Source organism: Picosynechococcus sp. PCC 7002 (genome assembly GCF_963860125.1).
GTDB lineage: Bacteria > Cyanobacteriota > Cyanobacteriia > Cyanobacteriales > MRBY01 > MRBY01.
Map to the genome: position 1 here is coordinate 360,752 of NZ_CAWLFA010000001.1, position 24,745 is coordinate 385,496.

At 50.6% G+C, this 24,745-nt stretch carries 21 protein-coding genes; 11 read left to right on the plus strand and 10 right to left on the minus strand.

What is annotated here, in order from left to right; all coding sequences use genetic code 11:
• Position 1 precedes the first annotated feature (1 nt).
• Together AACQ84_RS01725 and AACQ84_RS01730 are read right to left on the minus strand one after the other, a co-directional pair.
• Positions 2-1,528, minus strand: a complete 1,527-nt coding sequence (locus AACQ84_RS01725) for a bifunctional pantoate--beta-alanine ligase/(d)CMP kinase (protein ID WP_012305977.1) — start codon at positions 1,526-1,528, stop codon at positions 2-4.
• A 19-nt stretch (positions 1,529-1,547) separates the two neighbouring features.
• A complete protein-coding gene (locus tag AACQ84_RS01730) occupies positions 1,548-2,414 on the minus strand; it encodes a septal ring lytic transglycosylase RlpA family protein (RefSeq protein ID WP_012305978.1) in 867 nt (288 codons plus the stop codon).
• Positions 2,415-2,746: 332 nt separating this feature from the next.
• On the opposite strand from AACQ84_RS01730, the gene purM reads away from it, so the two are divergent.
• The 4 genes from purM (at position 2,747) to nblB (ending at position 5,511) form a co-directional block, all read left to right on the plus strand.
• Positions 2,747-3,772 (plus strand): phosphoribosylformylglycinamidine cyclo-ligase, encoded by a 1,026-nt coding sequence (purM, locus tag AACQ84_RS01735; protein WP_012305979.1) that lies wholly within the window; start codon positions 2,747-2,749, stop codon positions 3,770-3,772.
• Between the two features lie 52 nt (positions 3,773-3,824).
• The gene (gene ccmS / locus AACQ84_RS01740) at positions 3,825-4,271 is read left to right on the plus strand and encodes a beta-carboxysome assembly chaperone CcmS (RefSeq protein ID WP_012305980.1); all 447 of its coding nucleotides are present in this window, start codon (positions 3,825-3,827) and stop codon (positions 4,269-4,271) included.
• Positions 4,272-4,358: 87 nt separating this feature from the next.
• Positions 4,359-4,823, plus strand: coding sequence for a CBS domain-containing protein (locus tag AACQ84_RS01745; RefSeq protein ID WP_030006122.1), 465 nt, complete (start codon positions 4,359-4,361; stop codon positions 4,821-4,823).
• A 31-nt stretch (positions 4,824-4,854) separates the two neighbouring features.
• Positions 4,855-5,511, plus strand: coding sequence for a phycobilisome degradation protein NblB (gene nblB / locus AACQ84_RS01750; protein ID WP_012305982.1), 657 nt, complete (start codon positions 4,855-4,857; stop codon positions 5,509-5,511).
• A gap of 174 nt (positions 5,512-5,685) precedes the next feature.
• Here nblB and petL read toward each other — a convergent pair whose 3' ends face one another.
• Positions 5,686-5,781 carry a cytochrome b6-f complex subunit PetL gene (gene petL, locus AACQ84_RS01755; RefSeq protein WP_099240448.1) on the minus strand — a complete coding sequence of 32 codons (96 nt, stop codon included), beginning with the start codon at positions 5,779-5,781 and terminating at the stop codon, positions 5,686-5,688.
• Positions 5,782-5,918: 137 nt separating this feature from the next.
• Positions 5,919-7,805, minus strand: a complete 1,887-nt coding sequence (ftsH2, locus tag AACQ84_RS01760) for an ATP-dependent zinc metalloprotease FtsH2 (RefSeq protein WP_012305983.1) — start codon at positions 7,803-7,805, stop codon at positions 5,919-5,921.
• Between the two features lie 386 nt (positions 7,806-8,191).
• On the opposite strand from ftsH2, the gene AACQ84_RS01765 reads away from it, so the two are divergent.
• Positions 8,192-9,223: a DMT family transporter gene (locus AACQ84_RS01765; protein ID WP_012305984.1), complete on the plus strand. Its 1,032-nt coding sequence runs from the start codon at positions 8,192-8,194 to the stop codon at positions 9,221-9,223.
• On the opposite strand, the gene gcvH is transcribed toward AACQ84_RS01765, so the two are convergent.
• The 4 genes from gcvH to pdhA form a co-directional block, all read right to left on the minus strand.
• Complete coding sequence (gene gcvH / locus AACQ84_RS01770; RefSeq protein WP_012305985.1) at positions 9,202-9,600, minus strand: glycine cleavage system protein GcvH; 399 nt, start codon at positions 9,598-9,600, stop codon at positions 9,202-9,204. The genes AACQ84_RS01765 and gcvH overlap by 22 nt on opposite strands.
• A 179-nt stretch (positions 9,601-9,779) precedes the next feature.
• Positions 9,780-9,902, minus strand: a complete 123-nt coding sequence (locus AACQ84_RS01775) for a hypothetical protein (RefSeq protein WP_254903472.1) — start codon at positions 9,900-9,902, stop codon at positions 9,780-9,782.
• A 15-nt stretch (positions 9,903-9,917) separates the two neighbouring features.
• A complete protein-coding gene (locus AACQ84_RS01780) occupies positions 9,918-11,243 on the minus strand; it encodes an aminopeptidase P N-terminal domain-containing protein (RefSeq protein WP_012305986.1) in 1,326 nt (441 codons plus the stop codon).
• Between the two features lie 156 nt (positions 11,244-11,399).
• Positions 11,400-12,431 (minus strand): pyruvate dehydrogenase (acetyl-transferring) E1 component subunit alpha, encoded by a 1,032-nt coding sequence (pdhA, locus tag AACQ84_RS01785; RefSeq protein WP_012305987.1) that lies wholly within the window; start codon positions 12,429-12,431, stop codon positions 11,400-11,402.
• A gap of 278 nt (positions 12,432-12,709) precedes the next feature.
• Between pdhA and AACQ84_RS01790 the strand changes: the two genes are divergently transcribed.
• The 5 genes from AACQ84_RS01790 (at position 12,710) to AACQ84_RS01810 (ending at position 20,814) form a co-directional block, all read left to right on the plus strand.
• Complete coding sequence (locus AACQ84_RS01790) at positions 12,710-14,860, plus strand: IMS domain-containing protein (RefSeq protein WP_012305988.1); 2,151 nt, start codon at positions 12,710-12,712, stop codon at positions 14,858-14,860.
• Entirely contained in the window at positions 14,860-15,438 is a 579-nt protein-coding gene (locus AACQ84_RS01795; protein ID WP_012305989.1) for a metal-binding protein, read from the plus strand. The genes AACQ84_RS01790 and AACQ84_RS01795 overlap by 1 nt, the downstream gene beginning before the upstream one ends.
• Before the next feature lie 2 nt (positions 15,439-15,440).
• Positions 15,441-15,914 (plus strand): phosphoribosyltransferase, encoded by a 474-nt coding sequence (locus AACQ84_RS01800; protein ID WP_041443738.1) that lies wholly within the window; start codon positions 15,441-15,443, stop codon positions 15,912-15,914.
• A 78-nt stretch (positions 15,915-15,992) separates the two neighbouring features.
• Positions 15,993-17,180 carry a GNAT family N-acetyltransferase gene (locus tag AACQ84_RS01805; RefSeq protein WP_012305991.1) on the plus strand — a complete coding sequence of 396 codons (1,188 nt, stop codon included), beginning with the start codon at positions 15,993-15,995 and terminating at the stop codon, positions 17,178-17,180.
• A 127-nt stretch (positions 17,181-17,307) separates the two neighbouring features.
• Positions 17,308-20,814, plus strand: coding sequence for a DNA methyltransferase (locus tag AACQ84_RS01810; protein ID WP_012305992.1), 3,507 nt, complete (start codon positions 17,308-17,310; stop codon positions 20,812-20,814).
• Positions 20,815-20,855: 41 nt separating this feature from the next.
• Here AACQ84_RS01810 and AACQ84_RS01815 read toward each other — a convergent pair whose 3' ends face one another.
• Positions 20,856-21,377: a TolB family protein gene (locus tag AACQ84_RS01815; RefSeq protein ID WP_012305993.1), complete on the minus strand. Its 522-nt coding sequence runs from the start codon at positions 21,375-21,377 to the stop codon at positions 20,856-20,858.
• A gap of 78 nt (positions 21,378-21,455) precedes the next feature.
• Between AACQ84_RS01815 and AACQ84_RS01820 the strand changes: the two genes are divergently transcribed.
• Positions 21,456-22,985: a YifB family Mg chelatase-like AAA ATPase gene (locus tag AACQ84_RS01820; RefSeq protein ID WP_012305994.1), complete on the plus strand. Its 1,530-nt coding sequence runs from the start codon at positions 21,456-21,458 to the stop codon at positions 22,983-22,985.
• 6 nt (positions 22,986-22,991) lie between these two features.
• Here the strand turns inward: AACQ84_RS01820 and AACQ84_RS01825 are convergent, their stop codons facing one another.
• Entirely contained in the window at positions 22,992-24,716 is a 1,725-nt protein-coding gene (locus AACQ84_RS01825) for an FAD-dependent oxidoreductase (protein ID WP_012305995.1), read from the minus strand.
• Positions 24,717-24,745: the final 29 nt, after the last annotated feature.

Below are 24,745 nucleotides of genomic sequence, written 5' to 3' on the forward strand. Positions count from 1 at the left end.
TTTAGATCTGGTTTATACCTTTATATAGATGGATAATCTTAGCGACCACCGCTTCAATGCTGAGATCATCGGTAATTAACTCCACCGCATCGGGGGCCTTGGTCAAAGGGGCAATGGCGCGGGTACTATCGAGGCGATCGCGTTCGGTGATTTCTGCCTCTAGTTGTCCTAGGTCAATATTGGTTTCTCCCTGGGCAGTGAGATCCTTGGCGCGGCGTCTGGCTCGTTCAGCGGGGGTGGCAGTCAAGAAAATCTTGAGTTCGGCATCGGGAAACACATGGGTACCAATATCGCGCCCCTCTGCCACGAGGCCCCCATTTTCACCGAGGCGTTGCTGCTGCTTCACTAGGGCTTGGCGGACGGCGGCTTGGGCGGCAATGACAGATACCTGTTTCGTCACGGCAGGCGTGCGGATTGCCTGGGTCACATCAAGGTTATTCGCCAACACGGTAATAGGTTCTGTGGGCGCCTTGGGGGGCACTAAGGTAATGGTGGCGGTACTGACGAGTTCGGCGACGGCCACTTCATCCTGGGGATTGATATTGTTTTCTAAAACGAGATAGGCGATCGCCCGGTACATTGCCCCGGTATCTAGAAAGAGAAGCTTGAGCTGCTCGGCCACTTGGCGGGTAACGGTGGACTTGCCGGCTCCGGCGGGGCCATCAATGGCAATAATCGGCTGACGGGTTTTTAGCATGGTGTTATCAATCAAACGGGTTTGACCGACATAGGCGGCGATCGCCAGTAAACCAGATTTTTGCACCTGGGGCAGGGGCATCAGGGTTTCTGGATCAACTAATTCTATATATTGCAGTTGTACCCTCGGAAATTTAGCCAGGGTTTCTTTGGCCGCTGCAATGAGCCGACCTGCGTGCCGTTCCCCCGTTTGAAATAGCGATTGGGCAGTTTGGAGGGCCTGGGAAAGGGCGATCGCTTCGGTTTTGTCTGTCGCAGATAAATATTGATTGCGGGAACTGAGCGCTAACCCCGACGGCTCCCGGACAATGGGACAACCCCGGACAGTGACGGGTAGATGCAAATCCTGCACCAGCCGTTTAATAATCGCCAGTTGTTGGGCGTCCTTTTCACCGAAATAGACGATCGCCGGCCGCACCAATTGCAACAGTTTCACCACCACCGTCGCCATCCCCGTAAAATGGCCTGGACGGAAGCGACCACAAAGCCCGCTGGTTAACCCAGAAGGCGGCAAGATCTGCACTGGTTCTGGCCCCGGATACATTTCGGCTACTGTGGGGGCAAAGATGAGGTCTACCCCCAGGTCGTCACAAAATTGGCGATCGCCTTCCCATTGCCGGGGATAGTGGTCAAGATCTTCGTTGGCCCCAAACTGCAGAGGATTGACGAAGATACTCACCACCACAAAGTCTGTTTCTACCCTTGCCCGTTGGATTAAACTGCCATGGCCTCGGTGGAGCGCCCCCATCGTGGGGACAAAACCAATTTTTTGCCTCGGGGCAACCTGGGCGATCGCCGTTTGTAATCCAGCAAGGGTGCGTACAACTTTCATCGGCTAGGGGATAGAGACGTTAGTTCAGAACCTCTAACTTTACCGTAGCCACGCCAGCACTGACTAAACCAATCTGCTGGGCCGAACCCTTGGACAAATCGATAATGCGACCAGGGGTGAAGGGGCCACGGTCATTGATGCGCACCACCACAGAGCGACCATTGCGGACATTTGTTACCCGCACCTTTGTGCCAAAGGGTAGGCTTTTGTGGGCGGCAGTCATCGCATATTGATTAAACGGTTCGCCGCTCGCCGTACGTCGGCCATGGAATCCTGGCCCATACCAAGAGGCCCGGCCTTGCATGGTGCGTTGTACCTTCAGGCCAGCACCCGCCACATTTTTTGCCTTGGGGGCATTGGCGATCGCCGCCATGGGTTCAGCACCACCGAGGATCCGCCGGAAGCGATTCACCGCAATCAGAGCATCCTGGGTCTCATTGCCCGTCCGATCCGCGAGAAAAACCGAATCATCTAGGGTGATCAAGGGTGCATTGTCATAGAGCAAGTCATATTTGCCTGCGGCCTGCCAACTTGCAGAAAATTTCGTGGCATCAAAGTCCGCTTGGGCAACGAGGGTATTTAATTCTTGGGAAACTTTTTGGGCGATCGCCTGGGCCTCATCATCGGCGGCATCACCAGAATTGAGAAACGTGAGAACGGGGAGTTGATTGACGTAGAGGGTGGTAGCAGTCCGTTCTTCGTGGGGATAAGAAAACAACGTAGCAATTGGTTCTAAACGTTCTGCCGCAGCGGTCACTTGAGTACGGGCCAGAACACGAGGAGACGTATCCGTATTTGCTAGGGTTGGTGCTGTGGTCAAGCTCAAGGGAGCAAAGGTCGTAAAAACAGCAGACAAAGCGAGCAAATGTTTACGTTTTAAGGTCATGAAAAAAAATTGAATTCAACTACCGCCGAAAACCATGCCTCACCAAAAACAATTGACAGTAGAGGGTTTCCTTTGGTCAAAGGGGCCGTTGCATCCAAAAAATGCGCTTACCCACACCTAAGTCAGAACGTTGTGATCACGTTACATTTCTTAAGCCGACATACAGTAACACAGGCTTTTTCGGCTTCACATCCGTATACACAGAGTCGAAAATGGGGTTTCAGGTCAAAATAAATGGCAACGAATAAAGTTAAAGCACGGTAAAATCTGCTTTTCGAGTTTTGTCAGACTCGACAATTTCCCTTGACCAATTCATAAAGAATTTTTATCGCATGGACTACCAACAAGCAGGAGTAGATATCGAAGCAGGGCGTTCCTTCGTCAAAACCATCAAGGATAACGTCGAAAGCACATACCGACCGGGGGTACTGGGTGGCCTCGGTGGTTTTGGTGGCTGCTTTGAAATTCCCGCTGGCTATCGTCAACCGGTGCTAATTTCCGGTACGGATGGGGTGGGCACAAAGCTCAAAATCGCCCACCAGACCGATCAGCACCACACCGTCGGCATTGATTTGGTGGCAATGTGTGTCAACGATATCCTCACCTCTGGGGCCGAACCGCTCTTTTTCCTCGACTATTTAGCGACGGGCAAGCTCGAGCCTGAACAACTGGCCCAGGTGGTCGCCGGAATTGTTGAAGGGTGTAAGCAGAGTGGTTGTGCGCTTCTGGGGGGCGAAACAGCGGAGATGCCGGGTTTTTACCAAGCAGGGGAATATGATCTTGCGGGCTTCTGTGTGGGGATCGTCGAAAAAAGCGAAATTTTAGACGGCTCCCAAGTGCAGGTCGGCGATGTGGCGATCGCCTTACCCAGTAGCGGTGTCCACAGCAATGGTTTTTCCCTAGTGCGGAAAATCATCGAAATGAATCAATTGTCCTGGGACGACAAGCCCGCAGCATTTCAGGGCAAAACCCTCGGTGAAGTCTTCCTTACGCCCACCCAAATCTATGTCCAGGCGATCCAAGGTGCCCTCAAGGCCAAGATGGAAATCCACGGTATGGCCCACATCACCGGGGGCGGTCTCCCCGAAAATCTGCCCCGGTGTCTCCAAGCCAATCAATCCATGGCCATTGATCCGAGCACCTGGGAAATCCCCACCCTCTTCCAGTGGCTGCAAACCATGGGCGATGTCCCCCAAGCAGCCATGTGGGACACCTTCAATATGGGGGTGGGCTATGTGGTAATTGTGCCGGCCCCCAAAGCGGCGGAAAATGTTGCTTGGTTTAAGGCCCAGGGGATCGCGGCTTGGCAAGTGGGTACGGTGGTCGCAGGTCAAGGGGAAGTCCTCGGGCTACAATAGCTACGGTCATCCTTGCCAACGATTAATAGTTACTGATATTGGGTTTGAGTTCATGTTTTCCTCCTTCGACAATCAAGGCCCGCAACCCAGGGAAAAATGGCGATCGCACGTGGATTGGTTCGTCCAAGACTACCGCTCCCAACTGACGGCCCTCGCCTGGGGGCTCCAGCAGGAATGGCACCACGACGGCACGATCCTCGGCATTGACCTCAAACCCCAGCCCCATTTTGTGCCCTGCTCCCCAGAAACCCTCCAGACCCTCAATCGACGGGTGGGGGGTCGTCTCCAGGAAATCCTGGGGATCATTGCAGGGGCAGACTTTGAGCAGGATGTAATTATCCTCTGCATTGGTGATGGGCAGGTGAAACTGGTGTATTACCAAGCTGACCCCAGCCCTGAAACCTGTTGGCAAACCCATGGCCCCGATCTGGATCAGTTGATTGCCGATTTAGAAGCGGCCATGGCTGAATCTATCCAGCTTGAATCGGCCTCGAAGTAACGATCTACTACGAGAACCCCACAATAAAGCGAGATTTTCCTAAAATAAAGACAGAAAATCCTAAAAATCCCCTAAGCTGGCATCATGATTACCAAAACCGTTGCCGAAGTCATGACCCCCGATCCCGCCGTGGTCAAAGCAGATGATTCGCTCCAAACGGCGATCGCCCTCCTTGTGGAGAAAAAAATTAGCGCCCTTCCCGTTGTTGATGGTCAGGGTAAATTGGTGGGGATCATTTCAGACAGTGACCTCACCTGGCAAGAAACAGGGGTAGATACGCCCCCCTACATCATGTTGTTGGATAGTGTGATTTATCTGCAAAATCCCGCCAAGCATGACGCTGAGATTCACAAGGCCCTCGGCCAAACGGTGGGGGAAGTCATGAGCAAAAAAGTTTACACGATTCACCCCGAAAAAATTGTCCGGGAAGCGGCTCACTTAATGCATGAGAAACACGTGGGTCGTTTGCCCGTCATTGCCCCAGACAGCGAAAAAGTCATTGGGATCATTACCCAAGGTGATATTATTCGAGCAATGGCCCAGGCCTCTTAAATTCCATTGTTTCATTTGGTAAAACATCTTCATGGCTTCCCTCGAATCCGTCCGACAATTGCTTTCTTCCGATAGCTTTGGCGATCGCATTTCCGGCTTAAATCAGCTCCGGGCTTTTTCGTCCCAGGATGCGTTTCCCCTGATTCAGCCCCTCCTGAGTGATCCCGAAGCACGGGTACGTTATGCGGCGGTCAGTCAAATGGATGCGGTGGGCCAAGGCTTTGAAACAGAGGCTTTAGCACTACTCCGCCATGCCCTTTTTAACGATTCGGAATTGGATGTCAAGGCAGCAGCAGCCGATGCGATCGCCGGCTTAAAAATTGCCGAAGCCTATGATGATTTGGCCCAGGTGTACCATTCCACCTCGGAGTGGTTGTTGCAATTCAGCATCGTGGCAGCCCTCGGTGAATTGGGCAATCCTAATGCCTTCGATTTACTCAAAGAAGCCCTCAAATCAGAAACAGAATTGGTGCGCACCAGCGCGATCAGTGCCCTCGGAGATCTAGGCGATCGCCGTGCCATTGAGCTATTAACTCCCTTTATTGCTAATCCCGATTGGCAAGTGCGCTATCGCTTGGCCCAATCCCTAGGACGGCTGGGGGGTGAAGAAGTTAAGCCCTTCCTAGAAACCCTAGCCCAGGATGAACAAGTGGCAGTGGCCGACGAAGCAAAGCACCATCTTAACTAGGTTTTATCGTAATCAAAGGGACTCATTTTTGAATTTTTTCTGCTTAACCATAGCATTCATTTTTAACTGAATAAACAACAAAAAACTGCCTCGGATTTTTCATGTCAATGATTTCTCCTGGGGCAGTTTTTTAGAATGAGTTTCTAACGAAATATCGCGCTAAAAATCAATTCCCTAGATAATGTTTGCGGCCCGTAGACCAAGGAAGCCAGCAAGGGCAATACCAGTGAAAACGACGATATAACCCGCAAAAGGAATAATGGCAGCCATCTGATGTAGTCCTAATAAAAACATTGCCATTCATTATAAAGGAAAGGGCGATCGCCCCAAAAAGTTGCCCCAAGAAAAGAGGGAACAAGTCACTGACTAGCTCCCCCTGATCCTTAGATTAATCTCAAATTGTGAGTTTAGAGTTGTGGCACAAACTGCTCCTTTTCGGGAACGGTTGTGTATTCGGCCACAATCTGTCGGAACTCTTCTCCATCGATAGTTTCTCGTTCGATCAGCAGATCTACGAGACGATCAATGACTTCCCGGTTATCGCGTACCAGTTTGCGGGCGAGGCGGTGGGCTTCTTCAGCGATGACGCGGATTTGCTCATCAATGCGGGAGGCAACCACTTCAGAATATTCCGAGCGATTCATGAAGCCACCACCAAGGAAGACTTCACCCTGTTGGCTTTCTAGAGACAACGGGCCAAGATCACTCATCCCAAAGCGGGTCACCATTTGGCGCGCCATACCGCTGACCTGTTGGAGATCACCCCCAGCACCAGTAGTCACTTCATCGTGGCCAAAGATTTCTTCTTCGGCGGCGCGGCCCCCGAGGGCACCAGCAATGCGGGCCATCAATTGGGACTTCGTCGTCAAGCCCTGTTCTTCGTTAGGGGTGAACCAGGTTAAACCTTGGGCTTGGCCACGGGGAATCAAGGTTACTTTCTGCACCGGATCGTGATCCTTGAGTAGGGTGCCGACAATCGCATGGCCTACTTCATGGTAGGCAATCAGACGCTTACTCTTGCTGTCAACGAGGGGTGTCCCTTCCATCCCAGCGATCACTCGGTCTACAGCGTCATCAATTTCCGCCATGGTGATTGCTTCTTTGCGGCGACGGGCTGTGAGAATTGCCGCTTCGTTCAAAAGGTTAGCGAGATCAGCGCCACTAAAACCAGGCGTCCGGCGGGCGATGACATCGAGAGAGATTTCGTCAGCAAGTTTTTTGTTGCGAGCATGGACTTCGAGGATGCTCAGACGACCTTTGATATCAGGGGTGTCCACCGTCACCTGACGGTCAAAACGACCAGGACGCATTAACGCGGAATCCAGCACGTCGGGACGGTTGGTTGCGGCAATGATGATGATGCCAGTATTACCCTCGAAACCATCCATTTCCGTTAGAAGCTGGTTCAAGGTTTGTTCCCGCTCGTCGTTACCGCCACCGATGCCTGCACCCCGTTGACGACCAACGGCGTCAATTTCATCGATAAAGATTAAGCAAGGGGCATTTTCCTTGGCTTTTTTGAAGAGGTCACGTACCCGGGACGCACCAACCCCAACGAACATTTCGACAAACTCAGAACCAGAAATACTGAAGAAAGGTACGCCCGCTTCACCGGCGATCGCCTTGGCGAGGAGAGTTTTACCTGTCCCAGGAGGCCCCACAAGCAGTACCCCTTTGGGAATTCGGGCACCCACTGCTGTGAATTTTTCCGGCTGCTTCAGGAAAGTGACAACTTCTTGGAGTTCTTCTTTTGCTTCTTCGATGCCAGCAACGTCATCGAACATGATGCCTGTTTGGGCTTCCATCATGAACTTAGCTTTAGACTTGCCGAAGTTCATCGCTTGGCCAGGGCCACCGGGCATATTACTGGAGCGACGGAAGAGGAAGAATAGCGCCGAGATCAACAGGATTGGGAAGATCAGATTGCCGAGAATGCCCCATACAGCGCCATTGTTGCTGACAGGATGAGAATCGAAATCTACCTTGGCGTCCCGGAGCTTACTAATCAGTTCAGGAGAATTGCCTGGTAAATCAACCCGGATTTGTTGCACACGGTTATCGAGTTCTGGGTCAACCGCTTCGATGATCGCTGTGCGGCCCCCTTCGTAGAGATCAACACTTGTTACCCGGCCAGCATCTAAATACTCAAGGAAGCGGCCATAGCTCATGCGGATGTTGGCGCTATTACCAACGAGGTTGGAGGGATTTGCCGAAAAGGCTCCCTGCCAGACAAAAAAGCCGATCACGAGTAGGGGAAGTGCCCAGAGGACAACGGTTTTCCAAGATGGTTTCATGGGTTAATCTTTGTTATGTTTGATTCAATAAATGGATGTGGAGAAAAGCAGCGGTGGGCCACTTATCTTTGCAATCCCTAGGGGCGCACCACGAAGCAAGGGTTTCCGCGCTTGTTAGCAGTATAAAAAGGAAGCGTTGCTTAGGGGCTTTGCCTATAAATTGGCATTTTTATGACGATGTCTTAACTAAATTTAACTTAATTCTCATTTTGATAGCAACTTTCTGGGATTTTCTTAGGGCGAATCGCTGCTTTTCGCTGGGCGAGGGGAATGCCGATGATTGGCTGCGTTTCCCAGACAAAGGGAGGACTGATCGTTTTCTACTGTAGATTTGGTTAAGGTTAAATATTTAATTCAATTTTTTAGATTTTCAACGTGATTTTGCTGTGATCTTTCCTTCCCCTGTTCCCCAAGACTCTCTGACCGCCGATGCGGCGACTCCCCATGACCCAGTTTCCCCTGATTCATCAACCCAGTCGCCCTTACAGTGGACTTTATTTTTGCTCATTTTGGCGTTGCTGGCGGTATCGTTTGCGGCGATTTTTATCCGTTGGTGCAGTACGGAGCTAGGGGCTGGGGCCACGGTTTTTAATCGGCTGTGGTTGGCGACGGTGGTTTTGGGCTTGTGGGAGCTGTTAAAACCCAGGGCGAATGATCGCAACGTTACGGCGATCGCCCCACGGATCGCCGGCAAAGATTATGCTTTGTTGCTTTTGGTGGGGGCGGTTTCTTCGAGCTCTGTGGTGCTGTGGGCGCTCTCCCTCGCCGAGACAAGTGTGGCGAATTCGACGGTTTTACGCAATTTGACGCCGCTGTTCACGACCCTGGGGGCTTGGTTATGGTTACGCCAAAGTTTTGACCGACGCTTTCTCTGGGGCCTGGTCGTAGCTATGGGGGGAGCGATCGCCATTGGGGTGACGGATTTCCAGTTGGCCTGGCAGCATTTGACCGGGGATCTGCTGGCTCTGCTATCAGCCCTTTGTTATGGCGTGAATTTGCTCTTGGTAGAAAATCTGCGCGATCGCCTGGGGGCCAGTCAAATTTTGCTCTGGCGCTGCGGTTTCGGCTGTCTGTTGCTGTTGCCTTTTGTGTGGCTCACCGAAGACCATCTGTTTCCCCAGTCCTTGCCAGTATGGGGAGCCGCCATTGGTTTAGCAATTCTGTGTCAGTGTTTTGGCCAGGGGCTAGTGGTCTATAGTCTCAAAACGTTTTCGTCTGGCTTTGTGGCGATTTTTCTCCTTTTGGAGCCAATTATTACAACGGTGTTTGCCTGGGGTCTCTTGGGTGAAACTTTAACGCCGACCAATGCGATCGCCTTTTGCGGGGTGCTTGGGGGAATTTATCTGGCGAAATCGGCCCAGACCCAAAAGCCCCAAACCCAAGCTATCACCCAATCCTATTCTTCGCCTGCCACCTGAAGCCGGTATTCTTCGGCGGTCATCGTTTCGGCGAGCATTTCATCGTCGAGGTTATCGACCCGCACTTTGATAAACCACCCTTCTTCGTAGGGGTCTTCGGAAACCATCTCTGGGGATTGGATTAACGCCTCATTACGGTCAATGACAGTGCCAGAAATTGGCGCGTAAAGATCCTCGACGGCTTTGACTGATTCAATGCTGCCAAAGGTTTCACCCACAACAATTGCATCCCCTTCTTCCGGTAACTCTAGGAACACAATATCCCCCAATTCATCGATGGCATGGGCACTCAAGCCAATGGTGGCAATTTCCCCATCGAGGCGAATATATTCGTGGCTATCTAAATAGCGGAGGTCATCTGGATATTCGAGTTCCATAGTCAATTTCTCTAGGCTGGAAGGTTGCAGGGCACAGACAGAAAATCGCCATGGATGTGTCAAGTCTGTACAACCCTTGGGCTACTTTATTCTGGAATTTTGGCAAGATCAAGGCTTAACCAGAAATTTGTTACGATTTCTGAGCCATGGCCACAATGGCCGCAACGCCTCAAGGCCCATTAGCGGCGATCGCCTTTTATTTTCTGACCGATTTTAGTGCCCATTTCTGTTTTCGCCGACCAAAAAAGATAGAGGGTTAAGCCCAGAAAAAACAGCCCAAAGCCGAGCAAATCACGCTGCATCTCAAAAATGCCTCCCTACTGCTCTAGATCTTTAATTTCCTTGGGGACAGCCGCCGTCAAAACCTCATGGCCCGTTTCTGTGACCAGCACATCGTCCTCGATGCGAATGCCAATGCCTTTCCAGTGGTCGGGAATTTCTGGCTGACCTTCGGCCGGTTCAATGTAGGGGGAAATGTAAATACCCGGTTCAACGGTGACAATATTGCCCGCCGCAAAATTCGTCCAAGCATCTTTTTCCGGGCCAATTTTGTAGATCCCTGCGTCATGGACATCTAACCCCAACCAGTGGCCTGTGCCATGCATAAAGAAAGGCTTATATTTCTCCCCTTCGATCAATTCTTCGAGATCGCCCCGGAGTAATCCCAAATCTAGTAACCCCTGGGTGATGACCCGCACGGCAGCAGCATGGGAACTTTGGTAGGAATGCCCCGGTTGGACGGCTGCGATGGCTTGTTTTTGTGCTTCGAGGACAATTTCGTAGAGGGTTTTTTGGTCCGGGGTAAATCGGCCACCAATGGGGAAGGTGCGAGTAATGTCGCCGTTGTAGTAGTCATAGCAAGCGCCCGCATCGATCAAAAGTAATTCGTTGTCCTGGAGTTGGGCGCTATTCTCGACGTAGTGCAAAATACAAGCATTGGCCCCCCCGGCAACAATGGAAGGATAGGCAAAGCCGGCAGCCCCTTCGAGGCGGAAAAGGTGTTCGATTTCGGCTTGAACTTGATATTCATAGAGTCCAGGTCTTGCATATTCCAGTGCCCAGAGGTGAGCTTTGGCAGAAATGGCTGTGGCCCGACGCATTAGATCTAGTTCCGCTGGGCTTTTGACCATGCGCATCTGATGTAAAATTTGCCCCGGATCTTCAAGGGCAGTGGGGCCTGTACCACGCTTCGAGCGGGTTGCCAGGAGGCGTTGGTAGTGTTGCAGAATCGTTTGGTTGAATTTTTCGTCCCGGCCCAGGTGATAAAAAAGGCGATCGCCGCCCTTGAGGTATTCCGGCAGTTTTTCGTCTAATTCTTGAATTGAGTAGGTGATGTCCGCGCCAAATTTTTCCTTGGCCCCTTCGACTCCGGCCCGGTAGCCGACCCAAATTTCCTGGGCCAAATCCTTTGGTTGCACAAACAGAATAAATTGATGTTCTGGGTGGTGGGGAGCGAACACAGCCACCGCATTGGGCTCATTGAAACCCGTTAAATAATAAAAATCGCTATCTTGGCGGAAATTATATTCCACATCGTTATGCATCACCGCGTGGGGCGCACTGCGTAGGATGGCGGTTCCCTGGCCAATTTCGGCCATGAATGCTTGGCGACGCTGTTGATATTCCTGCGGTGTAATGCCCATTGATTTTTATCGATTTGCGCTTGTTTTAAGTGAATAAAATGGTAGCAAACTTTTCTGTCCCCGAATTTAGCCCCGGAAATTGACCCATGAAAAAAGGTTGGCGATCCTACCCAAAAGGCGATCGCCAACCCTAACTTTAGAAATTAAAGATCTGTTTTAGCTTTCGGCAAAAATGTACTTGCGCAATTCTGCCGGATTCGGTTCGGGACTACTTTCAGCGAAGGTCACAGACTCATTTACAACTTCTTGAATTTTCTTCTCAATCGCCTTTAGTTCCTCGGCGGTAGCCAAGCCCCGATTGGTGACAAATTTTTCAAAGCGTTTAATTGGATCCCGCTGGGCCCAGAATTCTTTTTCTTCAGCAGACCGCAATTCGTCGGGATCGGCGAGGGAGTGACCCCGGAAGCGGTAGGTTAGTGCTTCGATCAAAGTTGGCCCTTCTCCGGCTCTGGCTCTGGCCACGGCTTTTTGGGCTACATCCCGCATCGCCAACACATCCATCCCGTCCACTTCATAGCCGGGCATCCCAAACACACTTGCTTTCTTATAAATCTCCGGCTGGGACGTTGCCCGTTCATGGGCCATACCGATCGCCCACTTGTTGTTTTCTACGACGAATAAAATCGGCAATTTCCAGAGGGCCGCCATGTTTAAAGTTTCAAAAAACTGACCATTGTTGGACGTCCCATCCCCGAAGAAACAAGCCGTCACATTATCAGCATTTTTATTGCCCATCACTTCCTGGCGGTATTTACTTTGGAGAGCCGCACCTGCCGCCACAGGAATACCTTCCCCGATAAACGCATAGCCCCCCAGGAGACCATGCTCTTTTGAAAACATGTGCATCGAGCCGCCCCGACCCTTGCTGCAGCCTGTCTCTTTCCCAAACAGTTCCGCCATTACTTCCCGTGCGGGAACCCCAGCGCTGAGGGCGTGGACGTGGTCACGGTAGGTACTACAAACAAAATCTTCTCCCTGCCGCATTGAGCGAATCACCCCAGTGGAAACCGCTTCCTGACCGTTGTAGAGGTGAACAAAGCCAAACATTTTGCCACGGTAATACATCTCAGCACACTTATCCTCGAACAAGCGTCCTAAGGTCATATCTTCGTAGAGCATGAGGGCTTCTTCTTTGGTGATCTCTACCGAAGAACTATCAAATTCTGGGGCTGTCCGTTCTTTATGCATCATTAACATTCAGGATTTTTCGGTTAGTCTTATGAGTCGATCACGCGGCGCGAGGGCTGTGTGAAATCTGCAGTAACAGTTTAGAATCAAATTGACTTCCATAGAAGCAAAGCATCATCGGTTCAATCGCTTAGCAATCAACAAACCAGAGGGTCTGAGGTCTATGTTCTAAGGATTGCGGGGCTCGGTAACGCTACAGCGTGCAACCTATGGTGTTTAAAATTCTTTGGTTAATATAACCTTAATTGACCTGACTTTTGCTGATAGGAAAGTAAACTGTGCGCATTCCGCTCGACTATTACCGCATCCTATGCGTCCCCGCCAAGGCAACCACTGCCCAAATTACCCAAGCCTATCGCGATCGCCTCTCCCAATTTCCCCGTCGCGAACATAATGCCTTGGCCATTGAGGCCCGCAACCGGATTATCGAGCAAGCCTTTGAGGTGTTATCCCAAACAGAAACCCGCGCCGTCTACGACCATGAGCTGTCGGGCAATATGTTTCGTTCCCTCGTCCCCAGCCGTCCGAAACTGCCTTTTCCCGATCGCCCCTCCAGTGACACAGAGTTAGAAGCCCTGACAGCCCACCAACCAACCATTGACATCGCGGAAAAAGATTTACTGGGGGGACTGCTGTTACTCCTCGACCTGGGGGAGTACGAATTAGTGCTGAAGTGGGCTGCCCCCTACCTCAAGGGCAAAGGCAAGCTGGTCAAGGAAGGGAAATTTGGGGCCGTCGAAATCGTCGAGCAAGAACTACGGCTTTGTTTGGCCCTGGCCCACTGGGAATTGAGCCGGGAACAGTGGCTCCAACAACATTATGAACAGGCGGCTCTCTCCGGTCAGAAGAGTCAAGAGCTATTGGTAGATGTGGCACAATTTGCAGACCTCCAACAGGAAATTCAAGGGGATCTCAATCGCCTCAGACCCTATCAAGTTCTAGAACTTCTGGCCCTACCCGAATCAGAAACCCAAGAGCGACAACGGGGCTTACAACTGCTCCAGGAAATGTTGAGTGCTCGCGTGGGGATTGATGGCCAGGGGGACGATCAGTCGGGTCTAAGTATTGATGATTTTTTGCGCTTTATCCAGCAGTTACGCAGTTATCTAACGGTGCAAGAACAGTTGGATCTCTTTGTGGCAGAATCAAAGCGACCTTCGGCGGCAGCGGCCTACCTAGCGGTGTATGCTCTCTTGGCTGCTGGGTTTTCGCAACGGAAACCTGACCTGGTCGTGCAAGCCCAGACCCTATTAAAACGCCTCGGCAAACGCCAGGATGTTTTCTTGGAGCAATCAATCTGCGCCTTACTTTTAGGTCAGCCAACGGAAGCCAATCAACTGTTAGAACAAAGTCAGGAACAGGAGGCGATCGCCTACATTCAAGAGCAGTCTGAGGGGGCACCGGATCTACTCCCAGGCCTATGTCTCTACGGGGAACAGTGGCTGAAGACAGAGGTTTTTTCCCATTTCCGCGATCTCCGGCAACGGCGTGAAGATGGCTCTGTTTCGTTGACGGCTTACTTCGCCGATCCTGAAGTGCAGCAATATCTTGACGATCTCCTCACGGAGGCTGTCCCCACACCCACACCACATCCAGACACAGAAAGTACAGCGGCCCCGTCGGAAAAGCCACCGGAAACATTACAGTCAGAAACCGGTGTTTCGCCGCATCCCAGTCGTCCCGCCAAGGTTGATTCCTTTGAGGATCTCGTCACTCAAACTCCCGCTACAGTTCCCCCGGCACCGCCTTCTCCTGGTGTAGCACCTGTAACTGCGGCATTAAACCCAGACCCGGAAGCGTCTTCTGCTTCGTCAAAATCAGTTTCGTCAAAAAAGTCTATCGGGCCTTGGGGGGCGATCGCCGCTATCGTGGGGAGTGTTTTGCTGGTCGTGGGCCTGGTGCGAATTTTGTCTGGCCTAACTACCCAGGAACCCTTACAGGTCACCCTCAACGGTGAGCCACCCCTAACGATCCCCAGCTTAGACACCGCCGAGGCAAATAATAATCCGGAGAATGGAGCGACCGATACAACGACAACGCCTGCGCTCAATGAGGCGATCGCCGCTGAGGTGATTCAAACTTGGTTTGAGAGTAAAGCTAGAGCCTTTGGCCAAGACCGTGATTTGGCGGCTCTAGAAAATATTTTGGCAGAACCGTCCCTGTCCCGCTGGCGCAGTAGTGCCCAGGCCGTCCGCAGCGCTGGTACCTACCGCACCTATGACCACAGTTTGACCATTGAAACGGTGAGCTTCAACCCAGACCAACCCAATGTGGCGACCGTTGAGGCCCAGGTGCAGGAAAAGGCAGATTATTACCGGGCGAATGGGGAACGCGATCCCGGCCAGTCCTATGATTCTGACCTGCGTGTCCGCTACAGCTTGGTGCGCCAAGGCGATCGCTGGTTGATTCGTTCTTCCCAAACCCTGTAATGCCTTCCGGACGCACCCACGATCAGATCACGTTCTGGGGATTGCCCGTGGTGGTGGGCTTCGGTTTTCTCCTGCTGCGACGGTGGGAATTGGCCCTCATTCTAAGTTTGGCCTATCTGTTTAGCGGCTTAATGTTTGGCCCGGACTTGGATATTCATTCCGTGCAGTTTAAACGTTGGGGAATTTTTCGCTGGATTTGGCTTCCCTACCAAAAAAATCTCCGCCATCGTTCAGCCCTTTCCCATGGGTTTTTAATTGGCACAATTGTTCGCCTGCTCTATCTGGGGTCAATTCTGCTGTTTATAACAATCATCGGTGTGGCGATCGCCCAATTAATGTTTGATTTTTCCTGGAATTGGCGTACCGCCTTTCTTAACGTCCAGCGACAGTGGCAACAACACTACTGGGCGGAAAGTTTAGCGCTCTTTGTGGGGTTAGAAATTGGAGCAATGAGTCATTCCGTCAGCGATTGGCTTGGTTCCATGGTTAAACGATCCCAGAAACAAGGCTTATTTTCTTCCTTTTCTCGGAAAAAACGCAAAAAACGTCGTAAATCCCCCCGTTCCTCCCGAAGATGACCATAGCAGACCTCAAGATCAGTTGGGCCGAATACCACGCTTTAATTGAACAATTGGCCACTACAATTCAAAAATCCCAGTGGGAATTCAACCAAATTCTCTGTTTGGCGAAAGGTGGCTTAAGAATTGGTGACATTTTGGCGCGCATTTTCGATCAACCCTTGGCAATTCTCAATGTGGCTAGCTACGGCGGCACAGGCAATCGAGAACGTGGAAAACTCTTGTTTGCGGAACATTTTACGAACTTTGGGCCTCTGGGCGATCGCCTTTTACTGGTAGACGATTTAGTTGATTCGGGGCGGAGTCTCCAGCAAACCCAGACCTGGCTCCAAACCCAAGCCCCCCAGATTACAGAAATTCGTACCGCCGTCCTCTGGTACAAAGGCCATTCCCAATTTCAGCCCGATTACTTTGTCCAGCATTTGCCCGATAATCCTTGGATTCAGCAACCCTTTGAGCATTACGAAAAATGGTGAGCCATGCCCAGGGAGAGCCATGCAAAATCAAACGAGATCCATTAAGGTATAAAAAATTCTTAAATTTTGCCTAAATCAATGGTTGCCCCGTCGCAAATTACCGTTACTTGGCACAGTGAAATCGCGGAAATCCCCAAAGCTGCCTGGGATGCGATCGCCGCGCCATTGAAAACCCCTTTTTTAGAATGGGATTGGCTCCACAATATTGAACTGTCTGGCAGTGTCGGCCCTCGGACGGGCTGGCAACCCTGCCATCTCTCGGTGCAGCGGGATGGAGAATTTATTGCCATGGCCCCCCTCTACATCAAAGGCCACAGCTACGGCGAATTTGTCTTTGACCACCAATGGGCCGATCTGTCCTACCGCCTGGGCCACGAATATTACCCAAAACTCGTGGGGATGACCCCCTTCACGCCCGCCGTGGGCTACCGCTTTCTCATTGCCCCCGGCGAAGATGAATTGACCCTCTCCCAGGTCATGGTCGCTGCCATTGATCAATTTTGCGATCGCCAACAGCTTTCCGGCTGTAATTTTCTGTTTGTCGATCCCACCTGGCAAAAAACCATGGAACAACTCGGCTTCCGAGCTTGGCTCCACCATGGTTATATCTGGAGTAACCAGAATTTCGACAACTTCGACGACTATCTCGGTGCTTTTACCTCCAACCAACGCAAAAACATTAAGCGCGAACGCAAAGCCGTTGACAAAGCAGGTTTATCCCTCAAGATGATGACCGGGGACGAAATTCCCGCCCATTACTTCCCACTCATTTATCGTTTCTATAGCAGCACCTGCGACAAATTTTTTTGGGGGAGTAAATATCTCCGGAAACCCTTTTTTGAAACCCTAGAATCTACCTATCGCCATCGCGTTGTTCTGGCCGCCGCTTACACGCCAGAAGATGACAAACATCCCGTCGGTTTATCTTTTTGTATCCGTAAAGATGATTATCTTTATGGTCGTTATTGGGGGGCCTTTGATGAATATGACTGTCTCCATTTTGAAGCCTGCTATTACAAACCGATCCAATGGGCAATCGAGCAGGGAATTACGATGTACGATCCGGGCGCTGGCGGAAAACATAAGCGACGACGTGGTTTCCCGGCAACCCCAAACTATAGCCTCCACCGTTTTTATCAACCCCGCATGGGCCAAGTTTTAGACGCTTATATTGATGAAATTAATGCCATGGAGCAACAGGAAATTGAAGCGATCAATGCGGATATTCCCTTTAAACGGCAGGAAGTTCAATTGAAAATTTCCTAGCTTCACTAGCCAAAAGCGCGATCGCCCACCGACCATCCTCCCTTGGGGGAGATGCCACAGGTAGAGAGGATTCTCTTAGTGTATGGAGTAAAATCAAGGGGCGATCGCCTCAATATGTGTATAGGGTATGACGGATTTTATTCAGAAATGGCAGAACTCAGAAGGGAATGAGCGAGCCAATTACCAGAGCTTTTTGAATGATTTTTGTGAATTTCTAGGGGTAGAAAAGTCGCCACCGAAGGGAAGCGGGAATAATAGTTATTGTTTTGATCGGGATGTGAAAATCATTGCGCCGAGTGGGGCGGAAACGACAAATTTTATTGATTTTTACAAAGAGGATTGTTTTGTCCTAGAGACGAAGCAGGGTAGCAACACCAGCAACAAGGGTCACGGGAAACGGGGGACGGCTGCCTACCGGAAGGAGATGAAAAAGGCATTCGGGCAGGCGCTGAAGTATGCGCGGTTTGTAGAGCCGAAGCCGCCGTTTTTGATTACCTGTGATATCGGGGATCATTTTCGGGTTTGGCAGGATTTTAGTGAGTCGTGGCTGAGTGCGAATGGGAATTACGGAACCTATGACAGTGTGCCGAAAATTCCGTTTACGGATCTGGAAAAGCCAGAAATACAGGATTTTTTCTACAAGGTTTTTACGGATCCGCAATCGTTAAACCCGGAAAAGATCGCGGCGCAGGTGACGCGGGAAGTGGCGGCGGATTTGGCGGAGTTGGCGAAAACGTTGGAACAAACCACCAAGCCTCAAGAAGTGGCGCAATTCCTGATGCGGTGCATTTTTACGATGTTTGCGGAGGATGTGGGTTTACTGAAGGAGCATTTATTTACGGAGGCACTCAAGGAACGTTGGATTCCGCAACCGCAGGATTTTAAGCCCCAAGTGGAAGCGCTCTGGCAGGCGATGAATGACGGGACAAGTTTTGGGTTTCATGGGCAGTTGCTGCGGTTTAATGGGGGTCTGTTTGCGAAACCGCAGGCGATCGCCCTGACAGCGGATCAGCTAAAAATTCTCCTCACGGCGGCGGAACGGGATTGGAAAAATGTGGAGCCTGCGATTTTTGGGACATTACTCGAAAGGGCTTTGGAGAAGAAGGAGCGGAGTAAGTTGGGGGCGCATTATACGCCGAGGGCATATGTTGAAAGGTTGGTGCGTCCGGTGATTATTGAGCCTTTACAGGAAAAGTGGCAGTTGATTCAGGGGGAGGTTGAGACGCTTTTGGAAGAAGAAGAAGCGGCTAAGTCGGCATCAGCGAAGACGAAAAAACGGAATGCGGCGGCGGAAAAGCTGACGGAATTTCTGGGGGAGTTGCGGAAAATTCGGGTGCTGGATCCGGCTTGTGGGTCGGGGAATTTTCTCTATGTGACGATGGATTTGATGAAAACGCTAGAGCTGGAGGTGCTGAATCGTCTGGGGACGGTGATGGGGGCTTCTCAGTTACGGCTAGATTTTGATCAAATTAATCCTTCGCAGTTTTTGGGGATCGAGATTAACCCCAGGGCGGCGGAGATCGCGGATTTGGTGATCTGGATTGGTTATCTGCAATGGCATTTTCGGTTGTTTGGGAGTTTGCCGCCGGTGGAGCCTGTGTTACGGGAATATAAAAATATCGAGAATCGGGATGCGGTGCTGGATTATGACGGGACGAAACCGGCGATTGATCCGAAAACGGGTAAGGTGCGGACGCGCTGGGGTGGACGCACAATGAAGCATCCAGTAACGGGGGAAGATGTGCCGGATCCGAGTGATCAAGTTGAAATTTTGGAATATATCAACCCAAGGGAAGCGCAATGGCAACAGGCTGATTATATTGTTTCAAATCCGCCCTTTTTGGGTAATGCCAGAATGCGGGAATATTTGGGAGATGGCTACACAGAAACGCTGCGGAAAGTGTATAAAGATGTGCCTGATACTGTTGATTTTGTAATGTATTGGTGGCATAAAGCAGCAGAATTAATCAGAAAAGAAAAGACTTTAAGATTTGGTTTTATTACAACCAATAGTATTCGACAAGCCCGTTTACGTTCAGTTATCGATTTTCATTTCAATCAAAAAAAACGAATACGCTTATTTTTTGCAATACCTGATCACCCTTGGTCAGATGGCGAGGTAGCTGTAAGAATCTCAATGACGGGTGTTGAACTAAAGAAAAAGCGAAGACAGTATTCTCAATTAACTCATATTTTAGAAGAGTCCAAGCTGAATACTCCTGAAGAAACAGCATTCAGTTTGAAATTTTCATATGTCAAAGCTAATGAGATATTTAGCAATCTGCAATTTGGGTATGATGTCAATCAAGCGAATAGTCTATCAAGCAATCAAAACTTGGCTTCTCAAGGATTTGTAGTAGGTGGTTCAGGATTTGTTCTTAAAAATCAAGCTTTAGTGGAAAATTTAGAGCAAGAAATTATCCATCCGTTTAAAACAGGACGAGATCTAACACAGTCTCCAGAGTTTAGACAGACAATTGATGTTAATCATTTATCTAAAAAACAGCTTTTATCTTCATATCCAAAAACGTATCAATGGCTTTCTGAGACTGTAAAATTAGAAAGATCAACAAATAATGATCCGAAATTGAAACGTGAATGGTGGAGATATCGAAGGGCTAATACTAGTATTCGAGATGGAATTAAAGATTTAAATCGATATATTGCAACAGTTAGAACCGCTAAGCATAGAGTTTTCCAATTTTTAAACTCTGAAATAATGGCTGAAAGTGGTGTGGTGATGATTTTTCTCGATGATTCATACTTTCTTGGCATTTGTTCTTCGAGTTTGCATATTATTTGGGCCCTGGCACAAGGCGGGAGGTTAGAAGATCGTCCCGTATATAATCATGATGCTTGTTTTTATCGTTTTCCATTTCCAGATCCATCGGAAGAACTGAAACAAGAAATACGAGAATTAGGCGAGCGATTAGACAGCCACCGCAAACAAGTCCAAGCCGCCCATCCCGAAGTCACCATTACCGCCATGTATAATTGCCTCGAAAAAATGCGTAGTGGCGAACCCTTCACCGATGGCGACAGAGAATTTAACAATAAAGCCCTGATCACCACCCTCAAACAAATCCACGACGACCTCGATCAAGCCGTATTCTGCGCCTACGGATGGGAAGACCTGATCCCCCTCTGGCAAAAAGTCTCCCTTCCGAAGGGAGATTTAGAGGGATGTCAAACCGAACCCAACAACACCGAAACCAAAGAACAACTCGAACAAAGCATTTTGCAAAGATTAGTCGATCTGAATGCCGAACGCGCCGAAGAAGAACGAAACGGCTTTGTCCGTTGGCTCCGTCCCGAATACCAAGCCCCCGATCAAGTCGTCACCCAGAAAGTCATAGAAGGTATTGGCGTAGAAGAGGAAACAAAAGAAGCCGTTATTGCCCCTCCTGAACAACAAAAATTCCCGACAAAACTCAAAGGCCAACTCGCCGCGATCCGAGATTTATTGCGTACCCAAGGCGGCGAATGGACAATTACCCAAATTGCCGCCCAGTTCAAAGGCACAAGCGCAAAAAAATTAGAAACGATTCAAAACTGCCTAGAAATCCTCGAAGACCTCGGCGTCATTTTGAGTCACACCGAAACCGAAACCAAGTGCTACTACGCTACCCTCTAGTGATCAGTTGGTGCTGCATTAGCTAAGAAGGTCAGGAGATATTATTCGACATCTAGCTGACGGCCATTGCGATCATAAACGAGGATATCCCACTGGCCATTTTCAGCGGCTTCAAAGGCAATTTTAGACCCATCAGCACTAATGGTTGGATTACGCACTTCTTGGTTTAAGTTATCGGTTAAATTCCGCTTTTGTTCAAACTCGCGATCATAGAGATAAATATCAGATTCGCCGCGACGATTGACCGCAAAGACAATGTAGCGACCATCTTCAGAAACGGCAGGATGGGAGGCAATTTCATTTAGGGTATTGAGGCCCGGTAACAGAATCGTTTGCCTGGTGCTGGTATCAAATAGATAGATATCCTGGGAACCATTGCGGTCTGAGGCAAAAACGAGGTAGGGTTCGGCGATCGCCGGGTCAAATTCGAGGGCCCGACTATTTAAACTGCGGCCACCGGGATCAACGGGAAAATTGACAATGCGCGGATAACCAACGCAGCTCTGGAGCAGCAAACCGAGGCTACCGAGGAAAAAACTGCGTAGAAAAGAAACATAGCGCATAGGTCAAAGGGAAATCAAAGGGCGGGCGATCGCCAATTTTTCTATAATATTGTCCTAACAGCACACTAAAACAGAGCCATGCTAGCAAAAATTTGGAGTGCCACCATTGTCGGGGTCGATGCCCTCAGGGTCGGGGTGGAAGTGGATATTTCCGGCGGCTTACCGAAAATGATGGTGGTCGGACTGCCGGATACAGCAGTACAAGAATCCCGGGAACGGGTCAAGGCTGCCCTCAAAAATTCTGGCTTCGGCTTCCCTGTGCGCAAAATTTTAGTCAATCTCACCCCTGCCGATCTCCGCAAGGAAGGCCCTAGTTTTGATCTTCCCATTAGTGTGGGCATTTTGGCCGCGACGGAACAAATTGAAACAACGCTCCTAGAAGATTTTTTATTCCTGGGGGAAGTGTCCCTCGATGGCACCCTCCGGCCTGTGGCAGGAGTTTTACCGATCGCCGCCGCCGCCCAAAAGTTAGGGTTTAAGGGGATGGTCGTTCCCACTGCCAACGCCCAGGAAGCAGCAGTCGTAGCGGGTCTAACGGTTTATGGCTGTGGAAATTTAAAGGAAGTGGCGGATCTGTTGGGGGCACCCCATGGGCATCAAGCTGTAAAAATCGATATCCGAGAGGCGATCGCCAAAGCCGCCCACCTCGTCCCCGATCTCAAAGATGTCAAAGGCCAAACCCTAGCCCGTCGCGCCCTGGAGATTGCCGCCGCTGGGGGCCATAATCTCGTTTTTGTGGGGCCACCCGGTAGCGGAAAAACGATGCTGGCTCGAAGATTACCGGGCATCTTGCCGAAACTGTCCTTCGATGAAGCCCTAGAAGTGTCGCAAATTCATTCCGTCGCTGGTTTACTCAAAGATCGTGGCACATTGGTAACAGCACGCCCTTTCCGTAGCCCCCACCATTCCGCCTCTGGCCCTTCCCTCGTTGGTGGAGGTAGTTTTCCGCGCCCAGGGGAAATTTCCCTCGCCCATCGAGGAGTGTTGTTTCTTGATGAACTGACTGAGTTCAAACGTACTGTTTTGGAGTTTTTACGGCAACCCCTCGAAGATGGTTTTGTCACCATTTCCCGCACCCGCCAGTCAGTGGAATTTCCCGCCCAATTTACCCTCGTTGCCAGCACCAATCCCTGTCCTTGTGGTTATTTTGGCGACCCGATCCAAGCTTGCACTTGCAGTCCCCGCGCCCGCGAACAATACTGGGCGAAACTTTCTGGGCCGTTGATGGATCGCATTGATCTCCAGGTAGCGGTCAATCGTCTGAAGCCAGAAGAAATGATGCAACAGGGTGTCGGTGAAGATTCTCACACCGTCGCAGAACGGGTTAACCAGGCGCGACAGATTGCCCAAGTGCGATTTCAGGATCACCCCCAAGTGCACTGCAATGCGGAGATGACCACCAAGGATTTGCGGCAACATTGTGGCCTTGACCAAGGTAGTCGTAATTTACTCGAAGGGGCAATCCGTAAGTTGGGATTATCGGCCCGGGCCATGGATCGGATTCTGAAGGTATCCCGGACAATTGCCGATTTAGCCGCCGCTCCAACCATCCAAACAGTCCACATTGCCGAAGCGATTCAATACCGCACCATTGACCGAATGCAGTAGCAGGTTTTAGGCAATGTCCTCAAGGACAAACCAAGGGGCAGCCTTGTTAATTCTGCCGATCGCCTGAATTTTTTGGGGAGTCTGCAAATTTCCCAGCCATTGGTGCATCTGGGGATCAAGGGTTACCACCTGAATTGGTTTCGACTGATCAGGTAGGGCGATCGCATATTGGCAATTACCTTGGGGAAAAATTTCACCGCTGTAGAGTTTTGCCTGGGGTGTGGGTGCTGAGACAAACGGCCTGCGATCGCATAAACCATCCTGGGGATATTGTTCGGGATGATCGAGGTAAAATCGTTGCCATTTCAGCCATTCGGGATGGTCAGAGGCCAAATTATACAAAGGGATCACTGCTGCGGGCGCGACGTTATCCGTCAATAATTTTTCTTGGAGTTGTCGGACATCAATCTCTTTTGGGGCGCACCGATTTTGAATTGCCAGGGCCGCTGCTTGGCCTGCTGCCTGACCAAGATTGAGTACCAGGGGTTGCAAGCGCGTTGCCCCGTTGGCGATGTGGGAAACGGCGATATTTTTTTCACAGGCAAGCAAATTTTCCACCGTGGCTGAACACAGAGCCGTGTAGGGGATCGTAAAGGGAGTACCTGTCCAGCGGCCGCCCCAGGGGATCGACTTTGGCATGAGGGGAAACTCAAAGCCCGGATAATGGTGGTCATTGGCGTAATTCCCAACGGCGATCGCCTGGACTTCTCCGGCTGAATTTAACGGCAAAGGTGCAACAGTACCTTGGGGTAAAATTTGCTGCTCCGTAAGAGTTTCTGTCCCGATCAAACGCCGACTTTCCCGGAAATAGGGCATCAGGGCAAAACTGCCGCCGTACAAGTCATGGGGAAAAACGCCCGTCGCTAGGCCATATTTTCCGCCAGATGCTTGGTAAATGTAATCCGCAAACGCCAAACTGTGGGCCTGGGCTTCCCGATAAAAATTAAGACGTTGCTGGGGATCTAAAAGGCGATCGCCCCCCAAACCAAAATCATTACCAGCGAGGGGCCAGTTCATCATGTAGTGGCCATTGGGTAAGCCCCCATAATTCAGAAAATGCTCCAGGCCATATTTTTCCCAAGCCCCTTGGAACGCCGAAAAATCGCCATGGCTAGGCGGTGGCTGCACCCCTTTTTCCTTTAGATAAAAAACCCAGGTGGGCGACTGCACCGGGTAGATTTGCGTCATTTCATTTGGGGCAGTGGGAGCGCTGGGTTCCTTAAATTTCTCTGACCAATCCCAACCCCAACGGTGGGGCACATCTCCTAAGGCAAGTAGATCCCCTAATTCTGTCCCGTCGAAGATAATGTCCGCCTCAATCCAATAATCTGGAAAACGTACCGCACAAAGGCGATCGCCTTGTCTTTTGACTTCCAGGGGGATCTGTCCCGCAATCCAGGTTAACTGCTGCTCTGCTTTAACCCAATCTGCAAAAATCTCAGCCCCAACTCGCGGCTCAAAAGTGAACATACTCACCCAACTGTGATCCAAGCCTGCTTGCTGATGTCGCCGTTGTAGCTCCCGGAGAAAAGCGCCCCAAAGTCCCGTCTGCCAGGCCTTGAGTTCATTGCCATCCGGTGCCGCTACCCCTGCCGCTGTGAGCATCCCCCCCAACCAGGGAAACTCACTCACTAAAATTGTCTCAATTCCTTGTCGCGCACATTGAATTGCTGCGGCTGTCCCTCCGGTGCCGCCCCCGACCACCAAGACCTGCGTCCGTAAGTTTTCCATTAATTTGCTTAGTTGCTAATCGATTCAAT